Origin of the sequence: Zavarzinia sp. (genome assembly GCF_041650655.1) — a bacterium.
GTDB lineage: Bacteria > Pseudomonadota > Alphaproteobacteria > Zavarziniales > Zavarziniaceae > Zavarzinia.
The window spans coordinates 48,106-59,904 of the sequence record NZ_JBAZKR010000014.1 but is presented as its reverse complement, the minus strand read 5'-3'; the positions used below and the strand labels follow the sequence as shown (position 1 = coordinate 59,904).

11 protein-coding genes are annotated in these 11,799 nt (G+C 67.6%); 8 read left to right on the top strand and 3 right to left on the bottom strand.

The genetic code is table 11. From position 1 onward, the window contains the following. From WC493_RS05050 to WC493_RS05030, 5 genes are all read left to right on the top strand, one after another. On the top strand, nt 1-612 hold a 612-nt coding region (locus tag WC493_RS05050), incomplete at its 5' end, for a hypothetical protein (protein ID WP_373063178.1). A gap of 2 nt (nt 613-614) precedes the next feature. Next, entirely contained in the window at nt 615-1,013 is a 399-nt protein-coding gene (locus WC493_RS05045; protein ID WP_373063176.1) for an acetone carboxylase subunit gamma, read from the top strand. Nucleotides 1,014-1,228: 215 nt separating this feature from the next. After that, complete coding sequence (locus WC493_RS05040) at nt 1,229-3,385, top strand: hydantoinase/oxoprolinase family protein (RefSeq protein WP_373063174.1); 2,157 nt, start codon at nt 1,229-1,231, stop codon at nt 3,383-3,385. Between the two features lie 23 nt (nt 3,386-3,408). Further along, complete coding sequence (locus WC493_RS05035) at nt 3,409-5,685, top strand: hydantoinase B/oxoprolinase family protein (protein WP_373063172.1); 2,277 nt, start codon at nt 3,409-3,411, stop codon at nt 5,683-5,685. Then, nucleotides 5,682-6,539, top strand: coding sequence for a hypothetical protein (locus tag WC493_RS05030; RefSeq protein ID WP_373063170.1), 858 nt, complete (start codon nt 5,682-5,684; stop codon nt 6,537-6,539). The genes WC493_RS05035 and WC493_RS05030 overlap by 4 nt, the downstream gene beginning before the upstream one ends. A gap of 49 nt (nt 6,540-6,588) precedes the next feature. On the opposite strand, the gene WC493_RS05025 is transcribed toward WC493_RS05030, so the two are convergent. Then, a complete protein-coding gene (locus tag WC493_RS05025; RefSeq protein ID WP_373063168.1) occupies nt 6,589-7,860 on the bottom strand; it encodes a GTP-binding protein in 1,272 nt (423 codons plus the stop codon). Between the two features lie 414 nt (nt 7,861-8,274). Here WC493_RS05025 and WC493_RS05020 point away from each other — a divergent pair, with 414 nt between their 5' ends. Then, entirely contained in the window at nt 8,275-10,272 is a 1,998-nt protein-coding gene (locus WC493_RS05020; protein ID WP_373063166.1) for a sigma-54-dependent Fis family transcriptional regulator, read from the top strand. A 217-nt stretch (nt 10,273-10,489) separates the two neighbouring features. On the opposite strand, the gene WC493_RS05015 is transcribed toward WC493_RS05020, so the two are convergent. Together WC493_RS05015 and WC493_RS05010 are read right to left on the bottom strand one after the other, a co-directional pair. Next, nucleotides 10,490-10,729, bottom strand: coding sequence for a NifU family protein (locus WC493_RS05015; RefSeq protein ID WP_373063164.1), 240 nt, complete (start codon nt 10,727-10,729; stop codon nt 10,490-10,492). Between the two features lie 10 nt (nt 10,730-10,739). Beyond that, nucleotides 10,740-11,183 (bottom strand): TIM barrel protein, encoded by a 444-nt coding sequence (locus WC493_RS05010; RefSeq protein ID WP_373063162.1) that lies wholly within the window; start codon nt 11,181-11,183, stop codon nt 10,740-10,742. Between WC493_RS05010 and WC493_RS05005 the strand changes: the two genes are divergently transcribed. Together WC493_RS05005 and WC493_RS05000 are read left to right on the top strand one after the other, a co-directional pair. Further along, nucleotides 11,148-11,603: an energy transducer TonB gene (locus tag WC493_RS05005; protein ID WP_373063160.1), complete on the top strand. Its 456-nt coding sequence runs from the start codon at nt 11,148-11,150 to the stop codon at nt 11,601-11,603. The two genes, WC493_RS05010 and WC493_RS05005, sit on opposite strands and share 36 nt — an antisense overlap. Then, on the top strand, nt 11,600-11,794 hold the full coding sequence (locus tag WC493_RS05000) for a hypothetical protein (protein WP_373063158.1): 195 nt from the start codon (nt 11,600-11,602) through the stop codon (nt 11,792-11,794). The genes WC493_RS05005 and WC493_RS05000 overlap by 4 nt, the downstream gene beginning before the upstream one ends. Nucleotides 11,795-11,799: the final 5 nt, after the last annotated feature.

Here is an 11,799-nt window from a genome sequence, read left to right as displayed (position 1 = left end):
GCCTGCGGCGTTGCGGAGAAGGCCGGGATCTCCCGCGTTTCGATCCCGCGGATGGCGGCGGTGTTCTCCGCCTATGGCATCGGCTCCTGCGACATTTCCCAGCGCTACGACGTGACCCTGACCGAGCTCACGGCCGAAGCGGTCGAAAAGGCGCTCGACGGCCTGAAGATCAAGGCGGCGCGCGACATGTTCGCCGAAGGCGTGGCGCCCGGCGACTATGCCCTGACCGCCCGCCTGGTCGCCGATTTCGGCGGTGGCCACGAGCACAGCCATGTGCTGGACGGCGAGATCGCCCTCCCGGAGGTGTTCGAGAAGGCGCTCGCCGTCGATCTCGAACTCGATGCGGTGAAGCACCTGCGCGGCCGCGAGGGCGGCGCCGGCAGTTTCGAGGCGAAGACGCCGGCCAAGGCATCCGGCCTCCGCCACCCGCTCGGCGCCAACGGGCTCCGCGCCGAGACCCCCGTCTATCGCCTCGGCGATCTCCGGGCCGGCGATTTCGCCGACGGCCCGGCGGTGCTCGAAGAAGACTATTTCACCTGCCGGATCCCCGAGGGCTGGCGCCTCGTCGTCTCGAACCTCGGCGATGTCCTGCTGACCAGGGAGGAAAAGTAATCATGAAGATCCCCATGACCGAATATCTGCGCATCGACCTCGAGCGCGAGACCTGGGAGTGCCGCGTCTGCGGTCACGAGATCGGCTCGGCCAAGGCGAGCTACAAGGAAGGCCTGCTGGTCCACGACCGTGACCCGCGCGAGATCCACCCGCCGATCATCGATCCGGACAAGTATCGCTTCACCTTCAGCCCGGATCCGGAATGGGTGCGCATCCTCGAATTCTGCTGCCCGGGCTGTGGCACGCAGGTCGAGACCGAATATGCCGTGCCCGGCCATCCGCCGCTCCACGACATGGAAGTCGACCTGCCGGCGCTGAAGGCGCAATGGGCGAAGCGCGGCAAGGAAGCGGAACCCTTCTCCGGCCCGGCGGTGGTCCGCGGCGAGGGCCATGGCCACTGAAGTTCCTCCCCCGGCCCCCGACTGTCCCACTCGGCCGGGCAACTGAAGGGGCGCCGCCCTGCCGGCCGGCCCGAGCTTCCTCGGTGCGGGTCCGGACGCGGCGCGGCGGCGCCCCCCTTTTCGATCGGCGTCTCGCGGCCGCCGCAAGGCGGGTGAGGGCACGCCACGCCAAAGACACGACGAGCCGAGCGCTCGCATCCTCACAGGGAGGTCACATGAAACGCGTTTCCGTCGACATCGGTGGCACCTTCACCGACTGTTTCGTGGTCTGGGACCAGCAATATATCCAGGCCAAGGCGCTGACCACGCACCACAACCTCGCCATGGGATTCAACGAGGCGCTGGGCAAGGCCTGCAAGGTCCTGGGCGTCGAGCTCGAGGACATCCTCTCCAGCGTCGACAGCGTCCGCTACGCGACGACGCTCGGCACCAATGCCCTGATCGAGCACAAGGGCCCGAAGATCGGCATGCTGGTCACCGCGGGTTACGAGGCGACCGTGCCGCTGTCGCGCGCCCGGGGTTATGGCGAAGGTCTCGACAACCTGGGCCAGCAGGACATGCCCAACGCCCAGCGGCCCGATCCGCTGGTCAAGGCCCATATGATCCGTGGCGTGCGCGAGCGCGTCGACTTCACCGGCAAGCTCGTCATGGCGCTCGACGAAGAGGACGTGCGCAAGCAGATCCGCGGCCTCGTCGATCTCGGCGCCCAGATCATCGTGGTCGCTCTGGTCAATGCCGTGGTCAACCCGGGCCACGAGCTGCGCATCCAGGAAATCCTGCTCGACGAATATCCCTCGCACCTCCTGGGGGCCATTCCGATCATCCTGTCGCATCAGGTGGCCGGCCGTAAGGGTGAGTATGTCCGCGCCACTTCGGCGATCGTCGACGGCTACCTGCATTCGACGATGTATCACGCGCTCTCCGCGCTCGAGCAGAACCTGCGCGCTCATTCCTACGACAAGCCCATGCTGGTCATCCACAATTCGGGCGGCATGGCGCAGCTCAATTCGACCGATGCGCTGCAGACCATCCATTCCGGCCCGGTCTCGGGCATCGGCGCCTCGGAACACCTCGCATTGCAGGCCGGGCTCGGCAATGTCGTGGCGACCGACATGGGCGGCACCTCCTACGATATCGGCATCGTCGTCGAAGGCGGCGTCAAGCATTACGATTTCAACCCGGTGATCGACCGCTGGCTCGTCTCGGTGCCCATGGTCCACCTGGTCACGCTGGGCGCCGGCGGTGGTTCCATCGCCGCCTACGACCGCATGTACAAGACCGTGAAGGTGGGGCCGCAGAGCGCCGGCTCCGACCCCGGCCCGGCCTGCTACGACCGCGGCGGGCGCCATGCGACGGTGACCGACGCCGACCTGGTGCTCGGCTATCTCGACCCCGCCAATTACGCCGGCGGCTCGATCCCGCTCAGCCCGCGCCGGGCCAAGGCGGCGATCGAGGATGCGCTGTGCGACGATCTCGATCTCGACGTCCTGCAGGCGGCCAAGCTGATCCGCGAGAAGGTCGACGACAACATGGCCAACGGTCTCTTCACCGAACTGCGCGCGCGCGGTTACGACCCGAAGGACTTCACCATGCTGGCCTATGGCGGCAACGGCCCGCTGCATTGCTGCGGCATCGCCCAGAACCTGAACATCGACCGCATCCTGGCGCCGCCGCTGTCCTCGGTCTTCTCGGCCGTCGGCGCCGGCAACATGCACCAGCTCCACATCCACGAGCAGTCGCTCTACATGGTGCTCTACGACAGCAACAGCCGGCATATCTTCGATGATTACGAGCGCTTCAATGCGATCGTCGCCGACCTGAAGGAACGGGGCACCCAGGACCTGCTGCGCCAGGGCGTGCCGCTGGCCGACATCTGCCACAGCCTCGAGCTGGACATGCGCTACGGCAACCAGCTCGTGCAGACCACGGCCGTGGTCCCGAACCACGAGGTGCATGGCCCGGCCGACGTGCTCGCCATCATCTCGCAGTTCTCGAACGACTACGGCAAGCGTTTCGGCGAAGGCTCGCAGGCGCCGGAAGCCGGCATCCGCATCAACACGATCCGGGTCGCCGCCTATGTCCGCCACGAGACCGTGCAGTTCGAGGACATCAAGCCGATGCCGCGCGATGCGCGGAAGGCGCCGCCCCCGCCGGACAGCCGCCGGACCTGCCACTTCGTCGGTTTCGACGGCGCCTTCGACACGCCGGTATGGAGCCGTGCCGCGATCGAGCCCGGCGTCGAGATCCATGGTCCCGCCATCGTCGCTTCGGAAGTGACGACTTTCCTGGTCAATCCGGGCTGGACCTTCGTCGCCGCACGGCAGGGCGCCTCGTGGTTCCTGCGCGGTACCGCCGTCGAGCACCTGAACTGAACGAAAAATCCGGAGGAAGCGAAATGAACGACATGTCGACGCCGCCGCGCGCCAAGAAGCCGTCCGCCCAGGAAATGGAACTGGTCAAGAAGTTCCTGAACGACACCACCCTGTTCCTCGGGCCCGATCCCGAGATCATGCAGAACCACGATCTGATGCCGCGCAGCGCGGAGGAGGAGGAGGCGATCGGCGCCGTCTCCGAACCCCATGTCGTCGCCAAGATCCGCGACCGCATCCAGGCGGGCTGCGACGAAGGCTACGAGATGGTGGAACAGATGGGGGCGGCCCCCGGCGCCAAATGGGGCGACGTGATCACCGGCGTCTATTCGGCTTCGGGCGATCTCGCCATCGCCTCGGCCGGCGGCGTGCTGATCTTCTCGGCCCTGGTGCACCATCCGATCAAGTTCATCATCAAGAACTGGATCAACGAGCCGACCGTCGGCGTGCGCGACGGCGACGGTTTCATCCACAACGACAGCCGCTACGGCAATGTCCACAACACCGACCAGTCGATGATCCTGCCGATCTTCCACGAAGGACGGCTGGTGTGCTGGGTCGCCTCGACGGTGCACGAGGGAGAAAATGGCGCGATCGAGCCGGGCGGCATGCCTTCGATGGCCGAGAGCCCATCGGACGAAGGCCTGAAGATGTCGCCCTTCAAGGTGGTCGAGAACTACCAGATCAAGCGCGACATCCTGACCTTCCTGCAGAATTCGGTGCGCGAGCCGAAGCTGCAGTACGAGGACATGAAGGTGAAGCTCTTCGCCTGCCTGCGCATCAAGCAGCGGATCGAGGAGACCCTGAAGACCGACGGCCCGGAAGCCCTGATCTCGACCCTGCGCCTGACCATGGAGCAGGTCCGCGCCGAGGTGAAGCGCCGGATCTCGGAGTGGCCGGACATGACCGTCCGCACCTACATCATGCAGGATTCGACCCTGCGCGAGAATTGCCTGGTCAAGATCAATTGCAGGCTGACCAAGGCCGGCGACCGCCTGATCTTCGACTTCCGCGGCTCGGCGCCGGAATTCACCAACCGGGCGACCAATACGATCGTGGCCGGCCTCAAGGGCATGCTGGCCCAGGTCTTCCTGTGTTACGTCTGGCCCGACCTGCCGCGCGGCCAGGCGGCCTTCGCCCCGATCGAGGTGATCACCGATCCCCATTCGATCGTGAACTGTTCCTATGACGCGCCCAACTCGCAGTCGCTGATGTCGATCTTCACCGGCTTCACCGCCGGCCAGCACGCGGTGGCCAAGTTCCTCTATTCCTGCCCGGAGAAATTCACCAAGGTCCACGCCCCGACCTTCAACATGATCAATACCTTCATCTGGGGCGGCGTTTCCCAGCATGGCGAGACGCTGGGCAACCTCTGCGCCGACCTGAACGGCATGGGCGCCGGCGCCACGGTCGATCGTGACGGCGAACACGCGCTGGCGCCGATCTTCGCCACCATGGCCGACATCGGCGAACAGGAATTGAACGAGGAGGAAGTGCCCTTCCTCCAGCTCGTTTCGAAGAAGATGACGCGCGACGCCATCGCGCCGGGCAAATATCGCGGCGGCCAGGGTTACACCATGATGGTGGCGACCAAGGATTCGGAGCAATGGGGCTTCATGACCGTGTGCCAGGGGGCCAAGTTCCCGCCGCTCCAGGGCCTGTTCGGCGGCTATGCCTGCGGCGCCTACCCGCTGAGCAAGGTCCAGGGCGTCGACGTCTATGACGTACTGCTGAACGAGCCGGAGAAATTCAAGCATTCGATCGAGGAGATCATGAACGAGCAGCCCTTCGAGGGCGCGACCTATTCGACGCACCACATGGGCATGGGCTTCGAAATCTCCAAGCGCGGCGAGCTTTTCATGATCTCGCAAGGCGCCGGCGCCGGCTACGGCGACCTGCTCGAGCGTGATCCCGAAGGTGTCATCCGCGATATCGAGGAAGGACTGATCTCCGCCCCCGTGGCCGAGCGGCTCTACAAGGTGGTGTTCGACCATGCGACGCTGGCGATCGACTGGGACGCCACCGCCAAGGCCCGCGCGGCCGAACGCAAGGCGCGCATCGCCCGCTCCGTCCCTTACGCGGATTTCGTGAAGTCCTGGTCGAAGCCGGTGCCGCCCGCCCATATCCAGTATTTCGGCTGCTGGGGCGACGAGGTCGACACGCTCTATATGGGTGGCGTCGGCGCCAGCCGGAAGGCGAACGAGCCGAAACCCAACTACATGGCCCACCCGAAGGACGTGCGCATCGCCGAGCTGGAAGCGCGCCTGAAGGCGGCCGGTGCCTGGGGGAACGAGAAGCAATGAGCGCCGACCTCGCGCGATACCTGTCGGATCGCGGGGACGGGGGCGGCGCCCGGCTGTGGCTGAAGTCGTCGGGCTATGCCCGGCGGCTCCTGCTCGGGGCCGAGGGTGATCCCTGGGGCTCGCCCGCCGCCTTCCTGTCCTTCTTCGCCCAGGCCCATGGGTTGCTCCGCCCCGATGTCGCCGTCGTCGAGGTGGCTGATCTCTATCGCTCCTGGACGCGGCGTCACCACGATCTCGTCGCCGACATGGGCACGCGCAAGCGGGCCGCGGTGCCGCTTCGCAAGATGCTGGATGCGGAGGGGCCGCGCCTCGCGCTCAACGAGGTGGTCGAGGCGCTGCTCGGCCATCTGCGCGGGCGGTGTCCGCTCGTCCTCGCCTTTCCCGGCCCGCGCGCCTGGCTCGAGGAAGCGAAGGCGCTCGCCGGCCTCGGCGATCTCGCGGCCGACGACGACGCGGTCGAGGATGCGGCGATGTATGTCGCCGACCTGCTGCGCGCGGTCTCCAGCCACATGATCGCGGGCGTCTGTTTCGAGGAGGCGGGGCCGCTCGGCCCGGCGGCACTCGCCACCTATCGCCCGATCCTCAACGTGGCGGAACATTACCGCTGGGCCGTGGTGCTCAGGGCCGGCCTGGCCGATACCGTCACGAGCGGCGACTTGGCGCCCTTCGCGGCGGTGATCTCGGCGGCGGTTCCCCATGCCGGACTCGCCGGACCGTTCGGCCTCGACCTCGGCGCCGGGGCGTGGGGCGGGGCGGAAACCCCGGACGTTGCCGCGGGCGGTTTCCGTTTCCTCGACGTGCCGGTCGATGCCAGGCCGGAAACGGTGCTGGAAACCCTCGACCGGCTGCGCTGACCGGGGCGATGCAGGGCCCGCCGGACAGGTTCCGGCGGGCCCTTTGCCGTCAGCCGCGCACGGCCGCGGTGAAGCGGCGCGGCATGACCACCCAGCCGGTCGTCTCGAAGGAGCCGCGATGCAAGGTTGGCAAGCGCGCGTCGAGCCAGCAGCGGGTCGGCAGGTTCGGCTGCTGGGCCAGGATCTGGACCGAAGCGCTGTCGCCCGGCAGGGCGGCGAGCCGGGCCCGGATCTCAGCCTCATCGTCGGCCGAAAGACCGTCGGTGATGAAGACGAGCCGGCTCTGCCGGTCGGCGAAGCCGCCATCGGCCGGCCAGCGCGGCAGTTTCACCGGTGCATAGGCATTGTCGCGCACGCATTGCACGACCACCGGCGCCTCGTCGCCCAGGGCGCGCACCAGGCCCTTCACCCTGAGGAGCCGATCGCCGTGGCGCGCCAGCAACTGGCCCATGGCGACGGCGAAGCTCCGCCAGGGCAGCGGCCCGTCGAGCGTCACCACGAAGCTGGCAATGCCGTCGCCGTGGTGCCCCCGGGGAGAGACCCTGACGGGGGGGTGCACATGGTCGTGACAGCCGCAGTCGCCGTCGCCGCCGTGGTCGCATTGGTGCCGGTGGCCGCGGGGCAGACCGAGCCAGTCGCCGATCGGGCGCCGCTCCCGGCCGGCGGCATAGAGCCCGGCGCCGAACAGCTGGTCCGGCCCGACATCGCCGTTCCGCATCTCGATCAACGGGGCGGTCGGGTTGATCCGGCGCAATGCCGTCGCCAGTGCCGCCCGCTGCGGCTGCCCCGCCAGATCCGCCTTGCCGAGGAGCAGGAGGTCGGCGATCGAGGCTTGGCGCAGGGCCTCGTCATGGCGGGCGAGCTGGTCGAGCCCGAGGGTAGCGTCGACCACGGTGACGATACCGTCGCAGACATAGCGGAGGGCGATGTGCCGGTTCTCCATCAGCGTATTGACCACCGGCACGGGATCGGCGAGCCCGGTGGTTTCGATGACGATACGGCGGACGGGCGGGATCTCGCGCCGCGACATCCGCTCGTGCAACGATTTCAGGGCTTCGATCAGGTCGCCGTTCATGGTGCAGCAGAGGCAACCGGAATCGAGCAGCACGGTCTGTTCGTCCAGGGTCTCGACCAGGTGGTGGTCGAGGCCGATCTCGCCGAATTCGTTGATCAGCAAGACGGTGCCCGCCATCGCCTCGTGCCGCATCAGGCGGTTGAGCAGGGTGGTCTTGCCGGCGCCGAGGAAGCCGGTGAGCAGGCTGACGGGGATGCGGCCGTCGTCGCGGGCCGCGCTGAGGCGGTCTTTGGCGCGGGTCTCCATGGGGTCCTCCGGAGTTTGCTCGCCTTCACGTGGCGAGGTCTGGAGCCGCTACACGCAAAGAGCAGGCCAATATTGGGCATGGCTAAACTGACCGTTTGTCGTCACCGGACCGTTCGAAAATCGAACGATCAGGAAGAAATGGTGATCGATAATTGGTCGAAAGTTGTATCGACTTGATGAAGATTCATGTATAGGCGTCGCCATTTGTCATGAGAACTGGTAATTTGCTTGCAAAGCGCTGGTCGCGATGAATAGGATGACGTCGAAATCCGGTGGCGACATCGGTCTTCCCCGTACGGGAAGGTGGTGGGGCAGGGGGCCCGACCGGTCTCTCCTGTGCCCGGCGACGAAGAGCGCCGAAGCCGTGAGCGGCGACATCAGATCGCCGGGGACCAAGCCGTCTGGGAGGACGATATGACCACAGGCGCTCGCGAAGAGCTGTTTTCCGCCCCGGAAGACGACGGCGTCGTCATGACCCGGTGGGAACACTTCTTGGCAGAGCGGGACCTGCGGGCGCTGGCCAGCGTGCGCAACCCGGTCGGCAGTTCCTGGCGCCGCTGCATCGGTGCCGACGTGGATCACCGCCGCGACCGGGCGCCGCCGCCGGTGCCGGGCGACGAATTCGAGTCGATCCGCCAGAGCTGCCTCGAACTGATCGATGCCGGCGCGCCGGTCATGGCCTCGGCCCGCCATTTCCTGCAGGAGACGGGGACGGTGATGGTCCTGGCCGATCCGGCCGGCCTGATCCTCAATCTCGAGGGCGACACGTCGCTGCGCGGTGCGACCGAGAACATCCACCTGGTGCCGGGCGCCAACTGGAGCGAATTCACCTGCGGCACCAACGCGATCGGCACCGCGATCGAGACCGGCAAGCCGATCCAGATCCATTCGAACGAGCATTTCTGCGAAGGGATCAAGCAGTGGTCCTGCTCGGCCGCGGTGATCCGCGATCCTTGCGATGGCTCGATCATCGGCGCCGTCGACGTCTCGGGCCTGCGCAAATCCTATAGCCGGCATTCGATGGCCCTGGTGGTGGCGACGGCCGCCCGCATCGAGAACCGCCTCGCCCAGATCGAGATGGATATCCGCTACCGCCTGCTCGAACGCAGCATGGACCGCTTGGCGGCGGGCTCGACCGACGCCGTAGTGGTGTTCGACCGCCACGGCCGGGCGATCAAGGCCAATACGGATGTGGTCGCCATGCTGCGCGACCTCGGCGCTGCGCGGGAGGATGCGGCAGCCGGCCTGGCCGCGATGAATTTCGACTGGCGCCGCGACGCCCCCCGTCCCTCGCGCCTGCGGCCCTGGTTCCGCCAGGAATGGCTGACCCCGGTCCACGACGGCGCCGAGCGCCTGGGCGCCGTGATGATCGTGCCCGGCCATCACGCCCGCCACGCGAAGCCGCGCCGCCCCGCCTCGGAAGAAACGCGCAGTGTCTCGGCGTTCGGGCGCATCGTCGGGCACGATCCCGCGCTGGCGGATACGGTCGAACGGGCCCGCCGGGTCGCGGCCAGTGTCGCCCCGGTGCTGCTGCTCGGCGAATCCGGTGTCGGCAAGGAAGTCTTCGCGCGAAGCGTGCACGACGCTTCCAAGGTGGCGAGCGGGCCCTTCGTCGCCCTCAATTGCGGCGGCCTGTCGCGCGATCTCCTGACCAGCGAACTCTTCGGCTATGCCGAGGGCTCCTTCACCGGCGCCCGCAAGGGCGGTATGCGTGGCAAGATCGAGGCGGCGGACGGCGGCACCCTCTTCCTCGACGAGATCGGCGAGATGCCGCTCGACCTTCAGCCGCTGTTCCTGCGTGTCCTCGAAGAGCGCGAAGTCTGCCGCATCGGCGAGACCCAGGCGCGCAAGGTCGACTTCCGTCTCGTCTCGGCAACCAATCGCGACCTTCGCAAGGAGGTCGAGGCCGGGCGCTTCCGCCTCGATCTCTACTACCGTGTCTCCGTGGTGGGCATCACCGTGCCGGCGCTGCGCGATCGGCGCAGCGACATTCCGGAACTGGCCGAGCATTTCGTCCGGCAACTGGCGGAAAAACACGGCACCCCGCCGGTCGGCATCGCACCCGCCGTCATCGACCGCCTGATGCACTATGATTGGCCGGGCAATATTCGCGAGCTGCGCAATGTGATCGAAAGTATGTTGCTGACCGCGACCGGCCCGGAACTGGGCCTGCGCGACCTGCCTCCCGACATCACCGCGCGCGTGGCGGATTGTCTCGGCGGCGGCATGCAGTCCCCGGCCGGTCTTTCGGCCATCGAGCGTGCAGAGCGCGATGCCCTTCTGGCAATGATCCGCGCCTGCCGGGGTAACCTCACGGCGACGGCGCGCCGCGCCGGCCTCGCCAAGAGCACGGTCTACGCCAAGATCCGCAAATTCGGACTGGACGGGGCGCTGACCGGCAGTCGGTCATGATCGGTGACCGGCCGGCCCCGCCAGCGACACCCGGCTTCGCTCTCGAGTGGTCTGGCGTTTCGAGAACCTCTCGGCCCTCGACATGGGAGATCCCCACGACCCGACCGACCAAATGCCGGGACTAAACGCCTGGAGGAAGCGGGCCCAGATCTCACCGGCCACGGATTTCAGTTCTCGACAGCGTGAAGCGAAGGGGCAGGTCAGGTCGCTTCTGCGATCAGTCGCCCGAATAGGGCACCACCAGCAGGGGTTCGCCCAGGGCCGCGGTCAGGCGCCGGCGGATGGCGCCCAGTGTCTGGCCGGCCAGGGCGCAATTCATGCACCTGCCTGTCATCTGTACCCGCACGCGGGTCTCTTCGATACTGTGCAAGGACAAGTCGCCGCCATGGGCCGCCACCAATGGGCGGCAGTCGGCGATGACGTTTTCGATGATGCGCTGGCGTTCGGCTTCGGTCATGGCGGCCTCCTCATCGCGTGTCGACGGGCAGATAGTGGTCCGCGGCAAAGGCGACGGCCTGGGCGGCGGCGCGCAGGGCATAATCGTCGTCGACCGCCGGCAGGCAGCGCTGCACGACGGTGGCGTAGTTTCGGTAGCTGATCGCCGCCAGGTGGCGGCGCATGTCGGCATGGTCCACCGTGCCGGAGGTGCCGAGGGGCAGCAGGCCGGGTTCGTCGAGGTGGATATGGTCGAGCCGGCCGTTCAGCACGATGAAGGTGGCATGGCCGGTCTCGCCACTGGCGGTCAGCGGTGCGGTCGCCAGATGCAGGCCGAAGGACGGATGCTCGACCGCATTGGCCATGAGATAGCAATCCTTGGCCGTGGCGCAGAACACCCCCTCGGCCGGCGCCAGGGGCGCCAAGCAGAGCACGGTGCCATGCCCCTCGATCCGCGGCAGCAGTTGTTCCAGCAAGGCCCGGCAGTCTTCCCAGCCCTGGCGGCCGGGCGGGGCGCCCAGGCCGCGAGCCCGCCGGTGGTGCCCGGTGATCCGGTCGCGGACGCGGCGGCTCCGGCGGCGCCTGGTCCCCCGGGGCCGGCCGCGCCCGCGGCAGCCGGCGGTGTCACTGCCGAGCCGGCGGCGATCTCATGCCGGGCCCCGGCCTATCCGCCTGCGGCACGGCGTCGGGGCGAGACCGGAACGGTCGAGATGCGCCTGCTGATCGATGTCGACGGCCGGGTGACCGATAGCGCCCTCGAAGGCTCGAGCGGCTCGGCGGCACTCGATGCCGCGGCTCTCGCCGCGCTGTCGGACTGCCGTTTCAAGCCGGGCCTCACCGGCGGACAGCCGCACCCGGCCTGGATACGGCTGCGTTACGTCTGGGAGCTGGAGTGACCGTCGGTACAATCGAGACGGCGGGCCGGTCTCGTCAGCGGGCGGTCGCGGCGACGCGCGCGGCGCTGGAGCCGGCATTCCAGATCCTCGACCGCAGCCTGGTCGAGGCTGCGGCCGTTGCCGCACCGCCGGATGTCACGGTGCCGAAGTTCAGAACAGGCACCTTCAGGCCGGCGCGGCCGGGTGGGTGATCGTT